At 58.5% G+C, this 25,962-nt stretch carries 14 protein-coding genes; 9 read left to right on the forward strand and 5 right to left on the reverse strand.

Going from position 1 to position 25,962, the window contains the following annotated elements; genetic code table 11:
• Positions 1 to 94: 94 nt before the first annotated feature.
• The 4 genes from HDE79_RS18875 (at position 95) to HDE79_RS18890 (ending at position 16,476) form a co-directional block, all read left to right on the forward strand.
• Complete coding sequence (locus HDE79_RS18875; RefSeq protein WP_184604347.1) at positions 95 to 12,616, forward strand: filamentous haemagglutinin family protein; 12,522 nt, start codon at positions 95 to 97, stop codon at positions 12,614 to 12,616.
• Between the two features lie 96 nt (positions 12,617 to 12,712).
• Entirely contained in the window at positions 12,713 to 13,096 is a 384-nt protein-coding gene (locus HDE79_RS18880; RefSeq protein ID WP_184604348.1) for a hypothetical protein, read from the forward strand.
• 345 nt (positions 13,097 to 13,441) lie between these two features.
• Complete coding sequence (locus tag HDE79_RS18885) at positions 13,442 to 14,905, forward strand: substrate-binding domain-containing protein (RefSeq protein ID WP_184604349.1); 1,464 nt, start codon at positions 13,442 to 13,444, stop codon at positions 14,903 to 14,905.
• Between the two features lie 563 nt (positions 14,906 to 15,468).
• Positions 15,469 to 16,476 carry a beta-propeller fold lactonase family protein gene (locus tag HDE79_RS18890; protein ID WP_221440253.1) on the forward strand — a complete coding sequence of 336 codons (1,008 nt, stop codon included), beginning with the start codon at positions 15,469 to 15,471 and terminating at the stop codon, positions 16,474 to 16,476.
• Between the two features lie 370 nt (positions 16,477 to 16,846).
• On the opposite strand, the gene HDE79_RS18895 is transcribed toward HDE79_RS18890, so the two are convergent.
• Complete coding sequence (locus HDE79_RS18895; protein WP_184604351.1) at positions 16,847 to 17,833, reverse strand: MBL fold metallo-hydrolase; 987 nt, start codon at positions 17,831 to 17,833, stop codon at positions 16,847 to 16,849.
• 143 nt (positions 17,834 to 17,976) lie between these two features.
• Between HDE79_RS18895 and HDE79_RS18900 the strand changes: the two genes are divergently transcribed.
• Positions 17,977 to 18,903 carry a LysR family transcriptional regulator gene (locus tag HDE79_RS18900; RefSeq protein ID WP_184604352.1) on the forward strand — a complete coding sequence of 309 codons (927 nt, stop codon included), beginning with the start codon at positions 17,977 to 17,979 and terminating at the stop codon, positions 18,901 to 18,903.
• A 206-nt stretch (positions 18,904 to 19,109) separates the two neighbouring features.
• Here HDE79_RS18900 and HDE79_RS18905 read toward each other — a convergent pair whose 3' ends face one another.
• Positions 19,110 to 20,888 carry a S53 family peptidase gene (locus tag HDE79_RS18905; RefSeq protein ID WP_184604353.1) on the reverse strand — a complete coding sequence of 593 codons (1,779 nt, stop codon included), beginning with the start codon at positions 20,886 to 20,888 and terminating at the stop codon, positions 19,110 to 19,112.
• A 347-nt stretch (positions 20,889 to 21,235) separates the two neighbouring features.
• Entirely contained in the window at positions 21,236 to 22,087 is an 852-nt protein-coding gene (locus tag HDE79_RS18910) for a helix-turn-helix domain-containing protein (protein WP_343206003.1), read from the reverse strand.
• A 269-nt stretch (positions 22,088 to 22,356) separates the two neighbouring features.
• Between HDE79_RS18910 and HDE79_RS18915 the strand changes: the two genes are divergently transcribed.
• Entirely contained in the window at positions 22,357 to 22,692 is a 336-nt protein-coding gene (locus HDE79_RS18915; RefSeq protein ID WP_184604355.1) for a nuclear transport factor 2 family protein, read from the forward strand.
• A 170-nt stretch (positions 22,693 to 22,862) separates the two neighbouring features.
• Here the strand turns inward: HDE79_RS18915 and HDE79_RS18920 are convergent, their stop codons facing one another.
• Complete coding sequence (locus tag HDE79_RS18920) at positions 22,863 to 23,750, reverse strand: LysR substrate-binding domain-containing protein (RefSeq protein WP_184604356.1); 888 nt, start codon at positions 23,748 to 23,750, stop codon at positions 22,863 to 22,865.
• A gap of 102 nt (positions 23,751 to 23,852) precedes the next feature.
• Between HDE79_RS18920 and HDE79_RS18925 the strand changes: the two genes are divergently transcribed.
• From HDE79_RS18925 to HDE79_RS18935, 3 genes are read left to right on the forward strand one after another with little or no spacing between them, the layout of a single operon-like run.
• Positions 23,853 to 24,182 (forward strand): carboxymuconolactone decarboxylase family protein, encoded by a 330-nt coding sequence (locus HDE79_RS18925; RefSeq protein WP_184604357.1) that lies wholly within the window; start codon positions 23,853 to 23,855, stop codon positions 24,180 to 24,182.
• Entirely contained in the window at positions 24,179 to 24,742 is a 564-nt protein-coding gene (locus tag HDE79_RS18930) for a DUF4865 family protein (protein WP_184604358.1), read from the forward strand. The genes HDE79_RS18925 and HDE79_RS18930 overlap by 4 nt, the downstream gene beginning before the upstream one ends.
• 17 nt (positions 24,743 to 24,759) lie before the next feature.
• Entirely contained in the window at positions 24,760 to 25,140 is a 381-nt protein-coding gene (locus tag HDE79_RS18935; RefSeq protein ID WP_184604359.1) for a tautomerase family protein, read from the forward strand.
• A 27-nt stretch (positions 25,141 to 25,167) separates the two neighbouring features.
• Here the strand turns inward: HDE79_RS18935 and HDE79_RS18940 are convergent, their stop codons facing one another.
• Positions 25,168 to 25,641: a hypothetical protein gene (locus tag HDE79_RS18940; protein WP_184604360.1), complete on the reverse strand. Its 474-nt coding sequence runs from the start codon at positions 25,639 to 25,641 to the stop codon at positions 25,168 to 25,170.
• Positions 25,642 to 25,962: the final 321 nt, after the last annotated feature.

The raw sequence follows: 25,962 nt of genomic DNA on the forward strand, positions 1-25,962 counted from the left end.
GACATACACCAGGGGATATGTTCTCGTGATTCAACCGATCGGTTCAGGCAAACGTCTACGTCCATCGTCGCGCACGATGAGCGCCAGACATCCCTTGGCGTCCGCGATCGCATCGGTCCTCTCGCTGGCAGCCATGCAGGCACATGCCGGCGGACCGCCGGTGCTCAGTCAAGCATGGTTAGCGCAGCAGCAAGGACAAACGACGGCGCAAACAGCGGTCAATACCGTACCCGGGTCGACCATTCAGGGGCTAGCGGCCCAGACACCCGCGCAACTGCTGCAGCAAAAAGCGGTGCAACAGTCGCTGGCTAACCTCAATAATGCCGCCCAGGCCGTCGCCGCTCAGATAGCGATCCAGCAAGCAGCACAACAGGCTGCGCAAAAACTGAGTTCGCCGGTGCCTAATGGACTGGTCAAGGGTGGCCTGCAGGTGGCCGCTGCCGCCGCCACGGATCCAACGCTATGGCAGAACGCCAACGCGCCGACGCAATCCACGGCCAATGGACAGGTGACTGTACAGGTCAAGCAAACTGCACAGAAAGCGATCCTGACCTGGGACAGCTTCAACGTCGGTCGCAATACCACGCTCTATTTCAATCAAAGCGGCGGCAACCAGACCAACGGCTCCAACAACAACTGGATCGTGCTGAACCGCATCGTCGATCCCAGCGGCGTGCCCAGTCAGATCTTCGGTCAGATCAAGGCCGAAGGCACGGTCTATCTGCTCAATCGCAACGGCATCCTGTTTGGTGCCGGCAGCCAGGTGAATACGCAGTCGCTGATCGCCAGTTCGCTGGATCTTTTCAGCAGCGACCTTGCCACCAGCAACAGCGAATTTCTCAGTGGAGGCATCAACGCCATTTCGAACGCTACGCCTTTCCTGGTCAACGGCGTTTTCACCGACGGCAAGAACCACGATGTGGTGGTGCAGAATGGCGCCTCCATCACCGGCGGCACGCAAGGTTTTGTGCTGCTGGCCGCGCCCAACGTCTCCAATGCCGGCAGCATCGTCGACGACCAGGGGCAGGTGATCCTGGCGGCGGGCGCAGAATTCGTAAACTTGAATGCGACCAAGACCACGCTGCCGTTGTCCGTGGTGCCCTCGGGGCCTGGGAGCCTGGCAACGATCTCGAGCTACCCGGAAGGCACCGCCACGAATACCGGCCTGCTGCAATCACGCCGCGGCGAAGTGGAAATGGACGGCTATAACGTGACCCAGGATGGCGTTGCACTGGCCTCCACCAGCCTCAACTATCCGGGCAGCATCGTTCTGAACGCCCAGGATGATTACTATGGCCAAGAATATCCTCGTAGCGGCACGCTGTTACTCGGCCCCAACTCCATCACTGCGGTATTGCCGGAAGAAGATGGCGCGACCACCACGTCCACCGCCGCGGCTACCGCCGCCTTCACCCGCAGCAGCCTCACCCTCAGCGGCAATATCATTGACTTCCAGTCTGGCTCGCTGCTGGAAGCGCCTGATGCCATTCTCACCATCAATGCCAAGGACGATCTCACTAATGGCTACACCGATCCGCTGGGTGGCCGCGTCTATGTCGACAATGGCGCGGTCATCGATGTCTCGGGGCTGGCCAATGTCGAATTGCCGATCTCGGCGCTACTGGTCACCATTCCACTGGTGGGCCAGAACGAGCTGGCCAACTCGCCCCTGCTGCGCGATAGCTTCCTCTACCATACCGAAAACCTCACGGTAGACAGCACCCAAAGCGGTACCACGGCCAACGGCCTCGCCTGGATAGGCAGCCCTGTCCTCAATGTTTCCGGCTATGTCGACGATGTACCGCGCACCGTCAACCAGCTGATGACCAATGGCGGCACCATCAACTTCAACGGTACCCAGGTCATCGTGCGCAGCGGCGCCGAACTGAACCTGGATGGCGGTTACGTTGCCTATCAGCCCGGCTGGATCACCACGCCCAATCTGCTGGCCTCCGATGGTCGCGTCTACAATATCGCCGACGCCGATCCCAATCTGGACTATGTGGGTTTCGCCGGCGAATACGATGTTATCGACAACCGCTGGGGCGTCAGCACCAACTTCAGCAATCCTTTGTTGACGGGCGCCACGCGCTGGGACAACGGCTTTGCCCAAGGCGGCAACGCCGGCACGCTCAATATCACGACGGGCTATGCCCTTACGCTGGATGGACAGATCAGCGCGCAGGCGTTTGCTGGCCGCAATCAGGTAGTACAGGGCGCGCAGCCCAACGGCGGCACGCTGGATATCAGCGTGGTCAATGGGACGAACACGGCTGATCAGGCACTTGGGCTCAACATCCTGCTGCAACAATCGGTAGCGCCGATCGAGCAGATCGATCCCGGCTTCCAGGTCGATACGCTGTGGTCGGCCGTGCTTGGCAACGACGATCCCGCTGGCACCAACCCGTATGACCTGTCGCGCTGGGTACCGGTCTCGGCCAATCTGGTGCAGCAGGCGGGCTTCAGCACGCTTAGCCTAAGTTCCACTTCGTACGCTAGTAACACTAGCGGTCTCCCGGTGGGCATCGGTGGCGAGATTCTGGAGCAGGCTGGCACCGTGCTCAGCGTGCGGCCGGGGGGGGCGGTCCAGCTTGCGGCAAACGCCATCACCATTCTGGGTGAAATCAGCGCACCCTCTGGCGCGATCACCTTGACGGGATCAGGTCAAGGTTACTTTGTCGATCCGACCAGCCTTGCAGGCACGATCGTGCCCGGCGACATCACCATTGCCAGCGGCGCGGTGCTAAGTACCGACGGGCTATGGATCAACGATGCGCACGCTTCGGCCGGCAATTACATCGGCGATAGCTACATCAACGGCGGCAACATCAGTCTCATTCAGGACCAATCTAATATCGCGGTTCGGGACCAACCTAGCAGTCCTGCAGTTCAAACCGATGAAACCGGTTCGATCGTGCTGCAGTCCGGCAGCCTGCTCGACGCTTCGAGCGGCGGTTATGTCAATAGCACCGGTCAGTTGCAGTTGACCAATGGTGTACCCGATGGCAGTGGCGGCAGTATCAGTCTCATCGACTACGCCGATCAGGGGGTAAGTAGCTTCAACGCCGTAAATTCTTTCCTGCCTGCATCCCTCGGGCAGAGCAAGCTCGTACTGGACGGTAGCTTGCGCGCCTACGGCTTTAGCGGCGGTGGCACGCTCAGCTTGCAGGCCATCGATGTCCAGATCGGTGGCAGTACCAACGATCTGGCGCTGAGCAATGGCCTGTACCTGTCGCCCTCTTTCTTTGCGGGTCAGGGCTTCGATAACTATGCGATTACGTCATTTACCGACGCCAATATCGCGCCCGGCGCGATGGTGCAGGTCAGCCGTGACAATTTGTTGCCCAATGTCAGCGCGCTGCTGGCCGCGCCCACCGGCACGGACATCTATGGCGAGAGCGTGTCGACCGATAGCGCCTATGTCAGTGTGGGACAGTTGGCGCCTTATCTGCGTTATATTTCCCGCGACTCCAACGGCCCCGGCTTCTCATTGAACGCGGGCCTGTACCGGAATTATCAAACAAGCGCTGGTCCTGCGGTCCACGCGACGTATCCCGGTGTCACGGGCGCGCTGACGGTGGGTACGGGGGCAGTGATTTCTGCCGATGCGGGAGCCAGGATCACGCTGGCCGGGACTCAGTCCAGCATCGTGGACGGCACGATCGATGCACCTGGCGGCACCATCAATATCACTACTACGCCTGTTGGCTACGACCTAAACGTGCCGCAGGTATGGCTGGGAGCGGATGCGGTCCTGAACGCTGCCGGGGTGTCCCTGATTGATCCGTTGGCGGCGGTCGTGCCCGGCGACAGTCAGGGCCTCGGGCTGGCGACGCGTTATATCCCGCACACCGGTCTGGTGCTGGACGGCGGCAGTGTCAGCCTGACTTCCGCCCAAGGTTACGTGGTTACCCAGCAGGGTAGCCTGATCGATGTGTCGGGCAGCTCCGATGTCTACGACCTGCCTGTCGCCAATGGCGCGCTCAACGGCGCCGAAACCGGCTACATACCCACGCCGGTATGGAGCGACGCCGGTTCGATCGTGCTGGGTGCTGCGGGTTTGTATGCGGATGGTAACCTGTCGGCGCAGGCGGGTAGTTCCAAGGCCGAAGGCGGAAGCTTGCAAATCGTCGGCATGGATGGAGCGGGGTTTAGCCACTTCCCAATGCCTGTCGCCACCGCGATTGTATTGCAGCAATCCGGTCTGCTGCTGCCCGGCTCCGGTCTGCAGCCGAGTGGCGAGATAGCGGGGACTGCCAATGCCGGCGTGCTGTATTTCGCGCTGGATCACCTGGATGGTTCGGGCATCACCAGCCTCAGCCTTGGTCCCAATGTTTCGGCGGGAGCAGCCATCAACAATGCCAATTTCTATTCCGTTGTACCAATCGGCTTTGCCGGCAATATCGCTCTCTCGCTGGGCAAAAGTTTTGAAGCGAATGCGTTGACCCTTACCGCGTTACCTGCGGGCAGCAAGGACTTGTCCGGCGTCAGCACCACTGCCTACAACGTAGGTGACGGCACGGTACAGATCAGCGCGCCCTATGTAGAAGTTACCGGCCTTATAGGCACAACGGCGGCCGAACACAGCCCCGTGGCGGGTGACGGTACCTTGGACATCCATGCCGATTTCATGGACCTTGGTGGTCAGATCAATTTGCAGGGGTGGGCCAACAGCAACCTCACCGCAAGCAACGCCATCCGCTTCTACGAACCCATCGACCTTGAATACGCCAACGCCAACGTGTTTCCCGGCTCCCTCTTCAGCACCGGCAACATCACCTTGCAGGCAGCCGAGCTTTACCCGGTCAGCAACTACTCCTTTGCGATCGACGCTAACCCTTCGGGCCTGACCAACGCGCAGGGCCAGGCGCTCAGCACCACGCTTACCATCCTCGGCAACGGCACCGCCAGCGCGCCGCTGTCGGCGGGCGGCAGCCTGTTGCTGGATGCCGACAACATCGCGCAGGACGGCACGGTCTGGGTGCCTTCCGGCAACCTCATCATTGGGGTACAGAACCCCAGTGCCACGCAGGCCGCCTTCGGCCTTGTTATTGACGGTCGGACTCTGGTTGCCACGCAAAGTGTCACGCTCGGCGCCGGCAGCCTCACGTCGGTGTCGCTCGATGGCGAAACGGTACCCTATGGCAGCACCATCGATGGCCTGGACTGGAACTATGCCGGTGCTCCCGGCTATGCGGTTTCGCCACTGACCGCGCCGCCGGCCAAGTCCATCACCATTGCAGGCAACAACGTGTCGCTGAACAACGGCGCTACCATCGATATCAGTGGTGGTGGCACCTTGCAGGCATCGGAATGGGTGCCGGGCACGGGTGGCAGCGTCAACGTACTGACCCAATACGAAACCAGCTATGCCAACAGCACCGCCGGCGTGCAGGTGCCGCAATACGCCGACGGGCGGGCGATCTACGCGATCGTGCCTGGCTATACCGCGCCGGTCAGCCCGCAGGATGCGGCCACGACCAACGCCCCGGATACAGGCGCTGGCCCAGCCGTAGGCGAATCGGTGTACCTGTCCAGCATCGCCGGCCTGGCTGCCGGCTACTACACCTTGCTGCCAGCCAGTTATGCAACGTTGCCGGGGGCCTACCGCGTGGTGCAGAACACCAGTTCGCAGAACAGCGTGCTGGGCCAGAATGCTGTGCTGCCCGATGGCACGCTAAGCATCACGGGTTATTTCGCGGACGCCCTGGACGGTGCGCATCAATCCACCAACACCACCTTCCTGGTGCAGTCGGCACCGGTTTGGCAACAGTATTCGCAGTACACCTTCACCAGCGCGGACAGCTACTTCACCAAGCAGGCCGCCGGCAACGGTACGGTCACGCCATCGCTGCCTGCCGATGGCGGCCATCTGGTGCTGAGCGCGACTCAGCAATTACAGTTGAACGCCACCCTGGATAATGCGCCCGCGAACGCTGGGCGCCCTGGCATGGTAGACATCGCGGCGCAGGCGATCCAGGTGACCGGGGCCGATTCCACATCACTGGGCAGCAACTATCTGCAGATCTCCGCCGATCAGTTGACTGCGCTGGGTGCGGGCAGCCTGCTGCTGGGTGGCACGCGTCAGCTCACCAGCGACGGTTACCAGATCACCAGTATCGCCGACAGTGTGGTGCTGTCCAACGACAGCGCCGATCCGTTGCAAGGGCAGGAGATCCTGCTGGTCGCCAGCGGCAATGGCGATCCGGGAGCGCAAGGCATCGTGCTGCAGCCGGGCAGTTACCTCGCTGCGACAGGGGCCGGTATACCCAATACCACGCCTCTGTTATTCGGCAGCGATGCGGGCACGAACGGCAGCGGCGCCAGTATTGCCGCCGTCAGCGGCAACGGTGCGCTGCTGCGTGTCTCGCAGAACGGCGTCGCCCCGATCACCCGCGATGATGTTTCCGGAATCACCCTGGGCAATCTCACCATTGACGCGGGCGCCACCGTGCAGGGCGGCGGTTCGCTGACCATGGATACCACCGGCGCGACGAGTGTCGATCCGAACGCGATATTCACCGCACAGAATATCCAGGCCACCGCCAACCAGATCAGCTTTATCGGCAGCGGCGCGACGGCCGCTACTGGCGGTCTGGTAATCGGCCCAGACACCTTGAGCCTGTTCAACGATGCCAGCCAGGTCACCCTGAACAGTCGCGGCGCCATCGACTTTCTGGGCAATGTCAGCATCGATCTGCCGCAGACCCTCGACCTCAACGCCGATGCCTATGTCAGCGACGGCGGCACGGTCAGCATCAAGGCGGGCACCCTGGGTTTGGGCAATGCCGTCGGCACGGGGACCGTTGCGCCTGCAGCGGGCTCGGGCCAGTTGACGCTCAGCGCGAACGAGCTGGATTTCACCGCTGGCAACAGCGTCATACAGGGCTTTGCCAGCGTAACCGCCAATGCCGGCCTGGGCATCACCGGCCAAGGCAACGGTGGCATGGATTTCGGCGCGGCCAATGTCAGCTTCAACACACCGATCCTGCTGGCCGAAAGTGGCGCCGATACCGCGCTGACCACGACGGGCAGCTTCGCCATCAACGGCGCCAGCGGTACTGCGCTGACCGACAATAATCTGGGCGGGGCGCTGGCGCTCAGTGGCGGCACGCTTACCTTGGGCACGCGCGTGGATGCGCTGGCGGGTAGAGTCGGCCTTACTGCCACCAGCGGCGACCTCACGCTTGGCGGCGGCGCCAACGTCGACGCTGCTGGCGTCAATAAAACCTTTTACGACGTCACGACCTATGCGGCGGGTGGCAGCCTTGCGCTCACCTCGAACCAGGGTTCTGTGATCGTGGATTCTGGTGCGGTGTTGAATTTCGCTGGCGCGCCGCTGGGCGGCACGGCCGGCAGCCTCAGCATTGCCGCGGATAATCTCGCGACGCTGAATGGTACCTTTGAGGGTGGCGCTGTCAGCGGCTATCAGGGCGGCGATTTCAGCGTGAGTAGCGGCGGCGCGCTGGATCTGGATCGACTGGCGCAATTAACGCGCAGCGCGGGCACCACCGGCGGCATCTCCATCACCAGCGGTGCCGGCAACTTGCTGCTCTCAGCCGGCCAAAGCCTGGTGGCGCAGGATGTATACCTGACCGCCAATGGCGGCAGCGGTGCCGTCAACGCCAATGCCGGCGTGGTGGATATCGAAGGCACGGTCAACGTCTCCGGCAACGCCGCCGGTGAAATCGAGCTGTATGGTCGCAATGGCGTCACCGTCAACGGCAGTTTGCTCGCTACCAGCAGTGTGCCGGGGCAATTCGGTGGCATCGTGGAGATCGGCACGATCGGTATGCCGGATGGCACGCTCAACACCACGTATGGCTACGAAAACGTGCAGCCAGGCAGTGCAGGCAGCATCGTGTTCGGGCCCAATGCGATCGTCAATGTTGCCGGTGGCTCCGCCGACGTGGGCGGCATAGTGAGCCTGCGCGCGCCGCTGCTGGCCAATGGCGATGTGCCGATCACCTTCGCCAGCAATGCAACGATCACTGGCGCCGACAATGTGTTCATCGTGCCGTATGCGGCGTGGAGCACGGATGACACCAGCTCCAATCCCACCCAACATTTCGATGGCCTGATCGATCCTGCTGGCTGGTACGCAAGCTTAGTTCCCGGCGCCCCGGTGCAAATGGTTGCAGGCACCTGGTACAACGCGGCGGGCGGTACGCTGACGGCGCCCACCACGGCCGCAATGCTGCAAACCTATCTGAGCAACGACTACTTCGTGCCGGATGCAGTCAACGCCGCGCATCAGGACTTCTACGGCTATGCCGGCGGCAACGCCGGCGATCCGGGCACCCTGATGAGCTATGTGGAGCAGCCGGGCTACAGTTTCGGCAATCGCTACGCAGGCATTGCCAATCTGCAGATCAGCCCTGGCATCGAGTTGATCAATCCCGATGCGACCATCAACGGTGGCGACATCTCGGTACTTACCAATTGGAATCTGGGCGCCGGTATTACCGCAGCCGATGGCACGATCCAGCTGGCGTATCGCTATGGCGCCAATCCTGCCGTTTCCGCCTCAGGCACCGCGCCCACGCTGACGGTACTAGCTCTGCACAACGTGAATATCGATGCCAGCGTTACCGATGGTTTCTATCAGCAGAATGATGGGGCGCCGACTACGGTACCCATTCCAGAACCTACTACAGGGAGCGGAAGCGATTCGTTGTATGCCACGGATTTAAATTTGTATGACGCCACGATCAATTATCTGGAAAACGACAGTCTGGAAGTTCAGCGCGGATACGAACCTTCTTATAATCTGTGGAATGGCGGAGTGACCTTTTTCTGGGACCCAGTTACCTCCGGCATAGACGGACCCAACAGCATTACCAATCTCAACGCTGCCAACCCCAACATTCCCAATTTCTATGAGCCGATAACTGCTCCGCAGCCAAACCAAGCCACGGCGTACTACGAAAACTACGAGACATACATTCAGACCGTGGGTGCAGGTCAACCTGGCACCTGGTCGAATGCCTTCAACCAGGCGGATGTGGCCGCTTTCCTTCCTTATAACCTGCAAAACCTGTCCTGGCCGCAAATCGGTGCTTATTCGAGCTACGCCGCTTATGTGACGGCCTATCAGCAATGGTTGACCGGCAACTTCAACGACAGCAATGACGATGCCAACCTCAACCTTCCGCTCTCAAAGATTCAAACACCCGCGCCCCTGCTGTCGCCTCTGAATTCGGAGGCAGTCAGCAGCTACGCGCAGTATTCGACGGATTACGGCACCTATATCAATGGATACAACGCCTACTACAACTATGTCGCCTCCGATCTGGGCTCTAGTGGCGGTTTTGGTTCGCAGTTCTTCTATGCACCCTTTTCGCCAATAAGTGGCGCAATTTTCATCCCCCAGGTGGCAAACAACTCGCCGTCCAACATGCCGAGCCTGGGCAATCCGGTTTCGCTGGCTTCGGCCACTTTGCTGGGCGGATCAAGCAGTACTTACCAATGGGTCGCCGGCGCCAATTTCTCCAGTGCGAACCCGCTTTCCGTCGTCGCGAACACCAGCGCAGGCAATGTCAATCTCAACGGCGACTTCGCCGTGCAATACACCGCCGCTGGCGGCAACGGCCAAACGCTGGAATTCCCGACCGTGGTGCGCACCGGTACCGGCTCCATCGATATCGTGGCGGCAGGCGATATCGACTGGCAGGATTCCATTGCGCCTGCTGCGGTCTACACGGCGGGCGCACCTGCGGCGGGAACCACGGCAGGCACCGGGGTGACGGCAGTCGTCCCCTCTAACGATGGAGTCGTACCCGATTGGCTGGTCACTGGCCAGGTCAATCCCGCCAATGCGGGCAATGTTGTGCTGAGTGCCGGCGCCAATATCAACGGCATCGAGCAGGTCTACGACACCACCGGCAGCATCACCGGCACGGCGGGCACGTTTATCGGCCAGTTCTGGTGGCCGTGGCTGGAAACCGGCAACAGCGCCACCAGCTCGTCGATCAATTTCGCCAATTTCGATCAGGGTGTGATGAGCGTGGGCGGCAATGTCACCGTTACCGCGGGCGGCAATATCAGCGATCTTTCGGTCTCGCTACCCACGACCTGGTACGCCAACGCGGCTGACACTGCGATCACCAGCGTGGGCGGCGGCAATCTGACTGTCAGCGCGGGCGGCAACATTCTTAGCGGTAGCTACTTCGTCGCCAATGGAACGGGCAGTCTGTCCGCTGGCGGCTCGATCGGATCCGATTTTTCTTATGTGCTACCGAGTGGTAGCACGGGTCCAAACGGCATTTCGCTTAGCGGCCTTACGACGCCAGTTTCCACCTTGCTTGCGTTGCAGAATGCGCAGTGGACCGTGCAAGCCCGCGATGGTGTGGATATCGCGGATATTCTCGACCCGTCCTATGCCTCTCCCAATAATATAATCCCGGATGAGCAAAGCTACAGCGCCAGCTCGGCGGTCAAGGCGATAACCGCCTCCGGCAACCTCACACTGGGCAGCCTCGCCTGGGAAACCCAGGTACTGGGTGACGATGTGACCGACACTGACCTCGGCGTACTGCCCTCGACGCTCGATTTCACTGCGCTGAACGGGAATATCAATGTGCTCACGGCGGGCGGGCTGTATCCCTCCGCCATCGGCAATCTGAGCCTGCTGGCTGCCGATTCGATCAATTTTGCTCAGCAAAACTACGACTTAAATGGCGCCGGTGTAGACGCTTTTGGCCTGATCGATGCGAATGCCTCGGTATTGCCCTCACCCTTGCAGCCACAAGGCTCCGATAGTGCGAACTACAGATTTCTATCTTTGCTTGTCTATATGGATTCTGGAACGACGGCCAATATATCCGGGTATGACAGTGTGTTGCACCAGGCTGGTCTGCATGACGCCGACACGACGCCGGCACACATCTATGCGCTCAATGGCAGCATCACCGATGGCACGGCGGCACCCAATGGCATCCAGGTGGACCAAGTGCTTATCGAGCCGGACAAGCCGGCGCTGGTCTACGCGGGCCAGGATATCGTCGATCTTTCGTTTATCGGCCAGCAAACGCATGCATCGGATATCACTCGGATCGCGGCGGGCGGCAGTATCTACGATACCGAATACAACCCCAATGTGTTGAGTGTTTTCACTCCGGCGGGCCTGAATTACCAGTTGCTACCTGTGATTGAACTGAGTGGCGTAGGCACGCTGGATGTGGAGGCGGGCCACAATATCGGTCCGCTGACCAGTCAGGCCGATATTCTCAACGCAGGTGCCAGCGAGGGTTCAACCGGTATCGAAACCATTGGTAACGCGCTCAACCCCTATCTGCCGCACGATGGCGCCAGCATCGATGTGTTGTTCGGTGTGGGGCCTGGCATCGAAACCAGCAACTTCCTTACCCAGTATCTGAGTAACCCCAATGGCGTGGATGGCTTTGGCAGCCTGCTGCCGGACCTGGTCACATTCACCGAACAGCAGGAAGACGGCAAGGCGGTCGATACCGGTTTCGCCCAGGATCAGCTCAACGTGGTGTTGACCACGTCGCAGGCCGAGTCCGCCTTCCAGCAATTGCCTACCTATGTACAACAGCAATTCGTGCAGCAGGAGTTCTTCAAGCTGCTGGCCGAAGTAGGCGTGGATTACAACGACCCCAGCAGTCCCTACTACCATCAATACGTGCGCGGCTATGCCGCCATCTCCAGCCTGTTTCCCGCTTCGCTCGGCTACACCGACAATGGTACGGGCGCGGGCGGCCTCAATGGCGAAGCGCAAACGGTGGATACGGGCGATCTGGATATTCGCAGTTCCACCATCCAGACCCAGCAGGGCGGCAACATCAACATCCTGGGTCCGGGCGGGCAGGCCTTGATCGGCAGTGTCGATGCGCCCCCCGTTATTACCAACTCCAGCGGTGCTGTCGTCGCTGGCCCCAACAGCATGGGCGTGCTCACCCTGGAGCAGGGTGATGTGAATATCTTCACCGACCGCAGCCTGCTGCTGGCGCAAAGCCGCATCTTCACCGAGCAGGGCGGCAACATGGTGATCTGGAGCTCCAACGGCGACATCAATGCGGGCCAGGGTGCGAAAACCGTAGCGGTGGTACCGCCGCCCACGTACCTGTGCGACCTGGATGCTTTCTGCCTGATCGATGCCCAGGGCGAAGTCAGCGGTGCCGGTATTGCCACCTTGCAAACCATTCCAGGTGCAGCAGCGGGCAATGTTTACCTGGTCGCGCCGCGTGGCACGGTCGATGCCGGCGATGCGGGCATTCGTGTCTCCGGCAACATTTACGTGGCCGCTGCGCAAGTGCTGAACGCCGTCAACATCCAGGTGCAAGGCAGCAAGATTGGCGTGCCGGTAGCGCAGACGGTGAACATCAGCGGGCTGACTGCCGCCAGCGCCGCTGCCGGCGCGGTGAGCAAGGTGGCGCAGGACATGGTGAATCAGCAGCAGAATGATGCGCTCAGCAAATTGCCATCAATCATCTCGGTCGAGGTGCTTGGTTTCGGCGACAGCAGCTCAAGCATCATGGGTGGCGGCAGCGGCTACGACCCAAACAGCCCTGTGCAAGTGCTTGGCGCGGGACATCTCAGCGAGGCGCGCAAGCAGTCGCTGACCGAAAGCGAACGTAAACGGCTCGCCGAATAGTCGTAGCCGTCGTTTTCACGGAAATCGATATCGAGGGAGGCGATGTGCTCCCTTCGCAGTGAACCGGTTCACTGCAATGGATTGAGGTGACTCACATTGAACCAGAGTGCGCTCCTGGAAACGCTCATCCAGCTTTCCAATTTCCGACAGTACGACAGGGCCGAGTCTGTGCTTGCCACCTGTGAAATGGAGCAGCTGCGTCAATTGCTTATCGTCTCGGATCGGGCTTTCAGCGCACGCCTGACGTATTCGCTGAAAAAGCAATGGCAACGCAGTCAGGACGCTGCATACAAAGGGAGGAAATCTCCGTTGAAAGCCCTAGTCATCATTTTGAACACCTGGTGCGCTGAGGGCAGACGTAGCGCTGTTCGCTGCGTGCTGAGCGAAATGCAGGAGAGTGATCTTGCCGTATTGATGCAGCAGGCCAGTCTTGATCGCGAGATCTACTCCATGCTGCGTGAGTACATCATTCGGCAGTAGGCGAATAGCCAAAGCGATGCAAGGCGTGAGCGCACGCTGTATTGGACGTGAGACGAAGTTATTTGGATAGATACCGATACATATAACTCCCCAAAGGATTATAAAATAATATTGACTGAAAAACGTGAAGTTAGTCATAAAAAATAGTGTAATTTGAATATTCGTGCGAGCCGTCGCATATTAATTATATTACTGAAAATATGACATAACTGATTTGTTCTATAAAAAATAGTGTAATTCAATTGGAATATTTGGCGACATTAATACTTAATGTCGTTGTCATTGCCGGGATGTACAAAGTACGGGCCTCTAATTCGGAGGTATATGCGTAATTGGGGAAAGACCATGACATTCGGACTTACTAAGTTCAGCACCCGCACCAAGTTGGTGGTTGGCGCTATCGCGTTGGTTCTGGCCGGACTTTCGCACGCTTCTGGCACGCTGGTGGGTGGCGGCGCGACGCTGCCATCGGTCGGCTATGTGGGCAGCAATGCTGCCTCGGGCAATTTGCAACTTTTCGGCACCGGCACCGGCACCGGCATCGCTGCAGGTTCGCTGTTCGGCGTGTATGCGGCACAGACGGGCAACCCCGGTGTCTCCTACTGCCTGACCGGCAGTGGCGCGGGCAAGGATGTCCTGGCTGGAGGCACGATCGGAGCCAACACCTATGGCGTGCAGACTAACTGTGCGAAGAATGCCAATGGTGTCGTCAACGGTTTCGGTGCTCCGGCAGTGAGCCGCACGGATCTGCTCCAGCCGAGCTTTGCGGCGGCCGATTCACCGCTGGCTGCGACGGATGTGTCCAATTACCAAACCGGTCATGGCTCCGCTTCCGACTTTCCCACGCAGTTTCCGGTCATTGCGGGCGCAGTAGGCATTGGCTTCAATTTGACGGACAGCACAGGCGCCCAGGTGACTGCTTCGGAAGTGAACTTTACCGCGACGCAGGTCTGCCAGATTTTCTCCGGCACGGTCACCGCCTGGAATGACTCGCATTTGGCCAGCGCCTTTACCTTGCCTTCGGGACACTCGATTCCTGCCACTGCGATCAACGTGCAGTACCGCTCGGATGGCAGCGGCACCTCCTTCAGCCTCAGCAACTATCTGTCGAATAACTGCAGCCCCGCCGGGCTTTCAAGCGTCTTTGAAACCAGCCAAACCTTCGGCTCTACGACGGCGGGGTCGGGCGGTACACCCGCAGCTGGCAGCGTAATCTCCAACTTCTTTACAACGCTGCCGAGCAACTGGACCGGCACGAGCGGTAATTCGGGCGTAGCGAATGCCATTGCATCTGCCACCGGCAATGGCAACGTCGGTTACGTCGAGACGGCCAATGCCCTCGCGCTAGGCTTGACAACCCTGCAGCTTGCCGATGTGGCCAGCAAGAGCCCGACAGCCAACTTCGGCACCCCGCTTGTCATCGGCAGCACTGATGTGGTCTACAACGAAGTCATTAACCCCACCAATGCCACCAACGGTACCGCCCAAGTTGAGGCACTCACCAGCCCTCCCAGCACGGAGTGCATTGCGTTGGTGCCGCCGACGGATTATGCGATTCCCGGTAGCCGCGGTGGCATTGTGCCGTCGACCAGCTATCCGATCGTCGCCGTTTCGTATTTCCTGGGTAACGCCCAGGGCAATATATCGACGGACCTGGCCAGCACGGCGAAACTGGTGGACGCCCCGTACAACGCTACCATCACCGGTAGCGTAACCACCGTCGGATCGGGCACGGGCCTGGCATTCCTGAACATCACCAATGCCGGTACTAATTTCACCGCGACCTCCCCGGGTGCCTGCCTGCACTAAGTTCCACGTTTCATAAAGCACGAGAGGAGAGAGCCATCGCTCTCTCCTCTTTTTTGCCGGTTTAAAAACGCGAAACGCGGCACGAGCAAAGATCATCAAGCCGAAACCTTCATTAACGTCGTCGCAGCGATTGCTGCGTTATTAAAACGCCATCTCGATCAGAGGACGTTATGTATTTCGAGTTCTCGTGATTCATTCGATCCGAATAAAATTCGCAATGACAAAAATGTGGCAATTAACATAAATAGATGTTTTTTTTCGTCATGCCTTCTTCATGGCGTAAGCGCACAGTTTGCAAGTGCCGCAGTGTGATACGAGCGGGTCTCGCAAGCATCGGCACTTGTAGTGATCGTGAGCATTACGGCTGTAAACGTTGAGCGACAACACGCGCACCAATGAAATGTTTCGCGTTGCAGTCCTCGTCTGAGGCGTGCGCGACAGGGGGCAACAACAAACAAGCTTCCCGGTGAAGACATCTTCAACGGTACGAATACCGACGCAACGAGATGGTTTCTTGCCGGGCGCTGCGTAGCGCCCATAACTTTCAATTGAGGAGTTCCATGATGACTGATCAACTAAGATTCAAGACGCGTGCCTCAGGGCGCCGGTGGTCCGCCGGCGTGAGCCGCTGCGTGCTTCCTCTGCTGATGGCAAGTGTCGCGCTGCCTGCCGCAGCCAAAAACAACAATGCTTACGTGGCCAATCAAACTGGCAACACGGTCTCGGTGATCGACACGGCCAGCAATGGCGTGATGGCCACCGTGCCGGTAGGGACCAATCCTGCGGGCGTAGCGCTCAGCCCCAATGGCAAGCAAGTCTACGTGGCCAATCTCAGTTCCGACAATGTGTCCGTGATCAACGTCGCTACCAACACCGTGACGGCTACCGTGGCGGTAGGCAGCTCTCCTGCAGCCATCGTGATCACTCCCAATGGGGCAGAGGCTTATGTGGCCAACGCGAATGCAGGCAATGTCTCCGTCATCGACACGGCCACCAATGCCGTGACCGCCACAGTAGCGGTGGGAGACAGCCCTTCCGGCATAGCGGTGAGCCATGATGGCGCACACGTCTACGTGACCAATGAACAAGACGGCACCGTTTCGGTGATCAATACGGCGACCAACACCGTGGCCGCCACGGTAGCGGTGGGGAATAATCCTTTTGGCGTAACGGTCGGACCCTTCGGCAAACAAGTGTATGTAGCCAATTTTGGTTCCAACGACGTCTCCGTGATCAACACCAACTCAAACACTGTGACTGCCACGTACCCGGCCGGGAATGGTGCCAACGCCGTAGCGGTAGGGCCCTTGGGCGTTCGTCTGTATGTAGCCAATTTCAACGACAACACCGTCTCCGTGATCAACGCCATCAATGGCAAGACGATTGCCACGGTGCCGGTAGGGACGGCTCCTCAAGCCGAAGCGGTAAGCCTTGATGGCAAGCGTCTCTACGTAGCCAATGTTAATTCCGCCAATTTGTCTGTGATCGACACGAGCAATGACACGGTGACCACGACGGTGGCCGTTGGCAACTCTCCCGCATCCGTGGCAACCCAGCCGGGTTGCCTCTGAGGACGAAACGAGTAGCGTGATTCGCTAAAAGCTCCAACGCTCGCTATAGAGAAAACACAGACGGCCATCTCTCGAGATGGCCGTTTTTGCAGCTCATACGCTCATAGGTGCTCTCTCGACCGGCAGCGATCTCATCGATGGATTGTGCCGCCCTATTGCGGACCTACAAACCAATTAAGCGCCATCAATTGGTCTCGTACAGCTTCAAAATACTTATGGCAGAGCGCGATCTAGCAGCTTCAGTACTCGCCAAGTCAACGCCTGCCTGATCATCTAATCAGGAAGTTGTTCGATCGGTCGGTTTCAGGCGATAAGAGGAGGGGGCAGACAGCCCCCTCTCTTAGTACGAGATGGAGAAAAGCTTTGACCTTCAGTGCAACTCAGTCGTGTAATTCACCGGAATCCACTGCCACGCTTTACCGTTCGCACTCACATGACCGAGGCCTGGGAAAGAGAGATGGGCAGCGCCGACAAGCGCACCGTCCTTGTAGGCGCGTGTAAACACTTTGGCTCGCGAGTCAGCGGCTTCCTTCGCATCGGTATCAAAAGCAATCGTGATCGACGGATTGTTGAACTGCACGGATCCGACGTGGATCGAGTCACCTACCAGCAGTAGATCCTGGCCCTTGCTCTCGACGAGGTAAGCGGTATGGCCCACCGTGTGGCCGGGGCTGGCCATCGATCTCACGCCAGGTACGATTTCTGCGTTGCCGTTGAACGACTGAAATTTCCCTGCGTCGATGTAGGGCTGTACCGAGGCCATGGCACCCTGGAAAAAGCCCTTGGAATCTGCGGGAGCCTTATCCATGTTGGCTTTGTTGAGCCAGTACGCTGCTTCATGCTCGTCGGCGTGAACAATGGCGTTGGGGAAGACGCGTTGTCCATTTGCGACGAGGCCACCTACATGATCAGGGTGCATATGCGTCAGCAGGATGTCGTCCACCTGCTCGGGTGCGTAACCTGCAGCGCGCAAGTTGGCGATGAGTTTGCCAAGGGTAGGGCCGAACAACGTACCGGCACCGGTATCCACAAGCACCAGGCGTGAGCCCGTATTGATCAGGAAGGCGTTGTCGGACACTTCCAGTGGCGAGCCCAAGAACGATTTCTTGAGCGTCGCATCGGTCAGTGCCGCTGGTTCACTCAGAAGCTTGTCGACGGGCAGATCCACGGTGCCATCGCTGATGACGGTGATTTCGAAATCGCCCAGCATGGTGCGATAGAAACCCGGCGCTTGGGTTTTGACCATTGGTGCCGCTGCGCTCACCGGGCCGGCAGTGAAGGCAACGCCGAACGTGCCCAGTGCCAAAGCGAGCACCGTGTTGCGAAGGAAGCGGGTAGGTAAAGACTTGAGGTTCATTGCGCGAGCTCTCCGTTAGCCCGACAGGGTTGGGTTTGTCGGTCGGCGAGAGTTTGTATCGTTGCGATAATTGGAACAATAAGAAAATATGCAAATATCTATTGCGAAATACGCAATAATATTTGGATAGAATGGCAAGCCTTATGATCGATGCGCTCAATGATTTTCTGGCAGTCGCCGCCTGCGGAAGCTTTTCTCAGGTAGCGAAGAAGCAGGCTGTTGCCGTGTCATCGGTGACACGCAAAATTGACTGGCTTGAAGCGGAAGTCGGTTCTCGGCTGTTTCACCGCAGTTCGCGTCGGGTCGTGCTCACCGATGCGGGTGAGCAGTTCATGCCTCGCGCACGTAACATCCTCAACGAACTCGCGGAAGCGAAAGAAGCCATCTCGTCGGCCAACGACGATCCGCGTGGACTGTTGTCCATAACGGCGCCTACGATCTTTGGTCGCCTGCATTTGGCGCCGGCGATCGCGAATTTTTTGAGGCGCTATCCCGGTGTGGAGATCGAGCTCCATCTCAGCGATCAAGTCATTGACCTCGTAGAGCGTCGCCTTGATGTCGCGATTCGTATTGGCTTGCTTCCCGATAGTGATCTGCACGCAGTGACCTTGGCGCCACTACGCCAAATTACGTGTGTGAGTCCCAGCTACATCGAGCATGCGGGAAAGCCTGAAGAACTTGGCGACTTGTTGCACCACGACTGCATCACGGTGGCAACGATGCCGGCAGCGGCGGGAGCGTGGTGCTATGAAGGTGTCAACCGAAACCAGCCACTTCCGGTTAGTGGTTGCCTGCGTACCGACGACAAGGGAGGCATGCTCCAAGGGGCACTGGCCGGGTTGGGGATTGTGCAATTGCCCAGTTGGCTTGTCTTCGAGGATATTCAGGCCGGTCGGCTGATCCCTTTATTTGCCGATATACCCCAGCCTTCACAGCGTGCCCGGCCGGCCATCCATGCTGTCCGTCTTCCAGGGCGTTCTCATGAAGTGAAGGCAAAACTCTTTATTGCGCACCTTCAACAGGCCGTGGGAATCCCGGCGTACTGGGATGTGTTGAGAGGAGTTGGCTAATCACTCCAGCCCTTTCCGCCTTATCGTGGGCCATGTCGTGCTCTGGCTGCGGTGAATGTCTGTCCATAACGCGGTCCTACCGACATCCCCCGCTTTGAGTGACAGTCGACTTTAGAATACGGCCGTCACTGACCGCCTGCTAATTTCTGCGCAAAAAACCAGGAGCCCGCAGCGAGCGGACTCCTGGGCGTCGACTACTGCATTACTTAGGGATTGGTGGCCGTGATAAAGCCAGGGGTTGCGCCAATGAAAGTGCTTGCCGCCTGGATATCGAAACTACCCCAGCCGGTGGCGTTATCTCGTCCGGTGGTGGCCGAGTAATAGCCATTATTGCCAGTGGTGACATCGTGGAACGGGAAGCTGCTTGCATAGGCATAGAGCGCCGGCGCGGCGAAACCCAGACCGTTGTTATTCGCGGTCTCCAGGCGAGCCCAGGAACCGACGAACAACGGCGAGGCCAGGCTGGTGCCACCGTTTGTGTAATACCCCGACTGCGAGATACCGGAGGTCGAGCTCTTGGTGAAGTAGACGATGATCGGCGAATTCGTCCAGTCCGCGTCGAAAGCCACATCCGGCACTTCACGATGCGGATAGCTGCTCGACTGCCAGCTCGGCGTGGCTTCGGAACCGCTGATGCCGCCACCGCTGTAGGGCCAGGAGGCCTCCGAGGTGTAGACGTCGGACGTGCTGGTGCTCAGGGTCGTGCCGCCGGCCGCTACTACATAGGGCGAGCTCGCCGGGTAGTTCACCGAGAGCGTGGTCTTGCTGCCGTAAGCACCGTTTTCAGGAGCCGAACCGTTCAGCGGGCAAGGATAGGAGCCGTTATCGCCGGTCGCGGCTGAGAAGGTCTGTCCCTGCGTTACACCAAGCTGGAATGCCGAGTCCGCGAAGCCTGGCGCACCGTCGCACTCGGGTTCTCCCCAAGACATGTTGATCACCTTGGCGGTGTTGTCGCTCACTGCTTTGTTGATCACCTGCAGCAGGCCGCTGTTGCTGGCGCCACTGGAACCGTTGGTGCTGCTGTAGGTGCCACCATCGGTGTAGAAGATCAGCTTCTGCACGCCGCCGCTGACGCCGACGATGGCCTGCGCGTCCATGCCCCATTCGCCCTGACCGCTATCGTCGCTGCTGCTCTTGGTCGTGGTCGAGACGATCGAAGTCGGCACGGCAGTGACCTTCTGACCGCTTTCGAACTGGGTCAGGTCGTTCACTGCATTGGTCATGCTGCCCCAGCCGATGATCGCCACCGTTGTCTTGGTAGCTACCGCTGTGCTGCCCGCGTCGTAAACCGTGGCGAACTCCTGCGGATAATACGCGTGCGCCGACGAATTGCCGGTCACCGAAACAACGGTATAGGCAGGACGCAGCTGCGATGCCGGCAACGAGAATGTGTGCGCCTGATGCAGCGTTTGCAGGCCAAGTACTTGATCGACTTGCCCACTCAGAGTCGCCGGCACCTGGACATCGGATGTGTTGGCAATGCCGCTATGCCCGTTCCGGGTAAAGTGCCCGACTTCGGTGTGGAATGCGCTGCGCGCCGCACCCACCGTGCCGTCAGCCGTCACCAACAAACGGTTCGGTGCAATCTGTACATGGGTGAAGCCCTGCTGGGTGAGGTAATCCGCTACGGCTTGGGCCTGCTGCTGGGTCGGCGCGAAATTCGCCGCGCTCTCCTGGCTGGTCAGGAACTGGTGGTAGGACGGACCGGGATGGAACAGCTCTTGGGTATAGCTATCCAGCACATCCTTGTTACGCAGTTTCAACGCTACGGTAATGGACACCAGCTCCTGATCCGCCGCATAGCCGTTAAAGGCGGCATCGGCGGTATCAGGCACTTGCGTGCGGGTTGCCGCCCACGCCGCGGCATCAGCGCCGTGCGCAGCAGGGGCGACCATCAGGCCTTGCATACCGATCGCCAATGCCAACGCCACTGCTAGACGTCCACGTGTAAAAGTGCGCGACATACCGTTTGCAAAATTCGTCATATTGGAAATACTCCCAAAGTCAGTTGAACCAGCTTCTGTAAAATTCATCGCGGCTTTTACCCCGCGCCCCAACGAGCTCCCCACGGACGCCTTACCTTCATGCAACCGCCTTGCAAAGCGTCCCATTCAATCTAGCAAATTCATTTGGCCATTTATACGGGCAATTGAATATGAGCGCACGGCGCGTGCTATAACTTCGCCTTATCGTTGGTACTGATGAGGAAGTAGTCGCAGTTAGCCAGGTGGCGCAGGGCAGGCGATTAGGGTGCGTTATCGAGGGTAGCGCAATAAGCTATCTCTAGTCCCCGTTTTTGACCCAGGGCAGACATGCACGACGCAGACATACACTACTTTGATTCCAGATATTGGCCAGGGGAGCAACCGATCATTTTCCGGAAGTCGTTATACAAATGCGCCTGATCGAAGTAGCCCATGTTCTGTGCGAGTGTCGCGCCCGCTACAGGCTCGCCTGCGGTGAGCTGAGTGAGTACGTCATACACACGATAGCGCTTGATGACCCAGCGTGGGCTCGCGCCTATATATCGATGGAATAGTCGCTGAAGTTTGCGTTCTGGCAGGCCAAAACGGGTGGTGAGATGCTCCACGCGTGTCACTGCACAGTCGTTCGCTATGGCATCAACGATGCGACGCGCGATTCCCACGTTAGGGTCGCGCGCGGGCAAGTGGGTGATCAAGAATTTTGCAGCAGCCTCCACCATGGCGTGATCATCGCCGCACATCAGTACACGCTGCTCAGCGGATACAGCATCGGGGAAAACGTGTTCTGCGGTCACAGACGAATTGGCGATCGTGCTGATGGGTTTTCCGAAGAATGGATAGAACGCGCCCGGGCGAAATTTGATGCCAAGAATGCTGTCCTTATCTTTCAATTCACGGGTAAAGCGACGCAACTGCACACCGTAAATCTTCGAGCGGCCGGGTGCGAATACGAGATGTACGCTCGGATGCGGAAGCACGATCCGCGTCTGTGGCGAGCACCCCCGAAGATCCCAGGTTTCCAACCAGAAATGCTCGACCCACTCGGTCAGTTCACTCGGTGGCGCATGGCGCCTGTGCTGATAAGTCCCTGGCGAAGGCGAATGGTGCAATACACCACAGCCCTGTCCAAATGCACTCCGATCAAGCGGGCTGTCTGGGGCGACCTGCTGCGTATTCGGATGTCGGCTTTTTCCAATCATCTTCGCGTGACTCGCGATGCAATAAGAGGGCAGATTTCCGGGGAGGGGGCGCAAGGATGAGGTTGTTCAGCGATGTGCAACCTCCCTGGCGCTCATCCTACTACCACACGAACCGAGAGCTCATGCTTATGAAAATAGTCACGATGATTCTTCTCTCTTGCTTTGCTTGCTTTGTATGTAGCGTAACGAGGCCCGCGTCACTAGCCGTCGAAAGTCCGGTTACGTCAGGCTCCGGCACATCAGAGCTTGAGCCGATAAGGACGGTTGAGTTGAAATTTTCGGCATTCAATCGACACGACGCTGCCGCTATCGAAAATCTCTACGCCAGCGATGCAATCCTGCGTAGCCCAGACTATCCTGAGCTCCTTGGCAACTCGAAGATCGCCGATACATACCGTTGGATTTTCGACGCCATACCCGACGCGAAAGACAGCATCGTCACCATCGAAAGTGCGGCGAACCATGTCTACGTTCAGTTTGTCCTGTCCGGTCATCTGAAAGATGCAGGAAACAAACCCATCAGCGTTCGAATCATGTCGGTTTACACGATCAAGGATCACCTAGTTGTGAGTGACTCAACCTACTACGATCGAAAAGCGCCGTAGCTATGGCCGCTTGCTCTACTAGCCATGCCGGGTGCCATTTTTACTATCTTCCGGCGCATCTCTGAGCGCTCTATTTGGCCTTCCAGGCGGTGGCACTAATGAGAAGGCCGTTCACTGCAGTACAAAAAAGATGAGGTGACATGCGCTTCTATTGATTGCGTATCGACAACTCACGCAAGGACCGAGTTGTGCAGGCGCTGCAGGATCAGTTCGGCCAGGCGAGTCACGGCAGGTGACGGTTCCGCTTCGCTGCGATACAGCGCAAGGCCAAGGGTTGGCAATGAGGGAAGATGTGCGTTATGCGCATCTAGCGCACGCAGCTCCGACGGCAAACCTAGTGGTGTGCGCACGCTGATGCCCAGGCCAGCTTTCACCGCAGCCCAGGTTCCCGCCAGGCTCGCGCTGGTGAAAGCGATACGCCAGGAAATACCCGCGCGATCCAGCGCATCAATCGCCGCCGTTCGCATCAGACAAGGTGCATCGAGCACCACCAGCGGCAGCGGCTCGTCACTTTCGCGCAGCGTGGCAATTTGTTCGCTATCACCGATGATCCATCGCATCGGCAACGTGCATATGTGCTCGGCATGCGCCGTGCCAGGCTCGGTTTCCCAAGCCAAAGCCAAGTCGAGCTGGTCCGCGCCCAGCGACTGCAGCAATACCGCATTGCGCGCTATGTGCACTTCCACCCGCAATTTCGGATGCGCGCGCCTGAAGTGACCCAATATTTCCGGCAGCACGTTCTCGCCGAAATCCTCCTGCATGCCGAGGCGCACGGCACCATCGAGTTGAGTACCACGCATAGCGCTGACCGCTTCATCGTTGAGCTCTAGCAGACGTCGTGCATAAGCCAGCATGGTTTCGCCTGCTTCGGTCAGCGCCATGCCACGACCTGCTTTGCGTAACAGCGGCGTACCGGCCTGATCTTCCAGCTTTTTCAGTTGCGCGCTCACGGCAGAGGTCGATCGGGCCAGCCGCTCCGCAGCCTTGGCAAAGCTGCCCAGTTCGATGCCGGCAACGAAGCTGCGCATGACGTCCAGATCAAAGGTGATGCGTTGCATATAACCATCCTGCTTTACGGGATTATGAATTCATTAATTCCCGATTTTCAGCATCATGTTGGATCGCTAAGGTAGGTTCCGTCAAACCACTCGGAGCCACCCATGTCCCTCGATCCTCACTATGGCCAACAATCCCTGGGCGACCTGGCTCCCAAGCTGGCCGAACTCACCGACCAGACGCTGTTCGGCGACATCTGGCTGCGCCCCGGCTTGACGCCACGTGAGCGCAGCCTCGCCACGGTGTCGGCGCTGATCGCCCTCAACCGGGTCGAACAACTCCCGTTTCATTTGCGGCGTGCGCAGGACAACGGCATCAGTCGCGACACGCTGGCCGAGTTGATCACCCATCTTGCCTTCTATGCGGGATGGCCAAATGCGGCATCGGCAGTATCGGCACTGCGCACCGTGATGAATGAAGCGAAGACGCCATGATCACGATGCAGTACCGCATAGTTCTGCCTGCCGACTACGACATGGAGATCATTCGGCGGCGCATTGCGGAGCGGGGGCATCTCACGGACGATTTTCCGCAGTTGTCGTTCAAGGCTTACCTCTACGCTGATCGCAGCGCGGGCAATCGGGAAAACCTGTATGCACCGTTTTATCTGTGGCACGACACGCAAGGCATGAATACGTTTCTTGGTGGCACGGGGTTCGCCGGTGTCGTCGAATCGTTTGGTCGTCCCATCGTGCATACCTGGTCGGTGTGGTGTGCGGAAACGGCTCCCGATCTGTCCATCGCAACCCATGCGACGCGTGAAATACTGCCCATCGCCGCGCATGCCTCGCTGGGCGAGCTGCGCGATTCGGAAAGCATCGGTGCGCAGATGGATCTTGAGCGTGGCGCCATCGCAACGATTCGTGCCTATGACCCCACTACCTGGACGTTGCTGCGCTTTCGACTGTGGCAAAGCAACATCCATCCATCGGTGGAAGATGGTGTTGATGTTTACATGGTCGGTCATCTTTCCCAGCCTTCAGCAAAGCACTAACCATCAGGAGATTGCTCATGCCCCTCGTTCGCATCGCCATGCGCCGCGGCAAACCCTCGGCCTACATTGCTGCTGTACGTGACAGCATCTACACCGCCATGCGTGAAAGTTTCGATGTGCCAGAAAACGATCGTTTCATCTTGGTTAGCCAGCATGATGCCGATGAATTCGACTGCGATCCTCGTTATATGGATATCGTACGAAGCGATGATCTGGTCGTCATTCAGATTGCTTGCCGCGACTCTCGCTCGGTAACGCAGAAACAAGCATTCTTTCGATGCGTAGCAGAGAAACTCGCCATCGCTCCGGGACTTCGCCCCGAGGACGTGTTTATCAATCTGCTAGAGACGGCCAAGGAAAACTGGTCGTTTGGCAACGGCATCGCACAATACGCATGATCCGCTTGGACGAGTAGTTAGACGCCACTACTCGCTGTCTGAGGAGGCAATTGAAAAACCTATGGCTCGTGATGCAAAAGTAATAATCACCAGCACGAGTAGCGTGGAGAACGGATCCCAAAGACCCTTCAACATTGTTGCTAGTAGTGCCATTGGGATGACACCGCCGCCAAAAAATAGGAGGCCGATGATGACTGCGCCTAAGCCCCAGAGAGAATAGGTCAGGACGAACCCTAGCAACCACGTGACCAAGCCAAACACGTAGGAAGATATAAAAATTACAGAGCCCGTGAAGCCGCGAAGCCGTTTGAAAATGGAAAGCGGCATAAGTATCAAGATATCCAGCGCCACGGCTAGCCAACCAATAGCGATGAGAGGAGAGAGGAGATGATCTGAGGCCCATGTACTGCCAAGAATGAAAACAACTGGCAGAGCGAGGATACCGACGAGCACTACGATGCCGAACAGGGCACCGTCTGTCTGCTTTAGTGTGTCAACCATTTCGTCTGTCCCTGTGCTGACGTGTAACTGCGCTATACATCCTTGATGCGCTTGGATGCCCCACTCAATGCGCTGATTCCATCGCAGCTTATCTGTGTCCAGTCCGGCTAACAACCGGATGGGTACTGACGGCGGGTCTCGATGTGGTAATTTCACTGCCGGTGTCGGCGCAAATCTGTTTCACACAGCCTGGACCCACAGCGAACATCAGCAATCCCGCGACGCAATGCTGAGAAAATTGCTGGCGCTAACCGACCGACAACAACGCTGTTGTCAAAGAAATTCCGATTGAAAACACGCCGCATGTTCAATCTGCTCGTT

It is taken from the genome of Rhodanobacter sp. MP1X3 (genome assembly GCF_014207165.1).
GTDB lineage: Bacteria > Pseudomonadota > Gammaproteobacteria > Xanthomonadales > Rhodanobacteraceae > Rhodanobacter.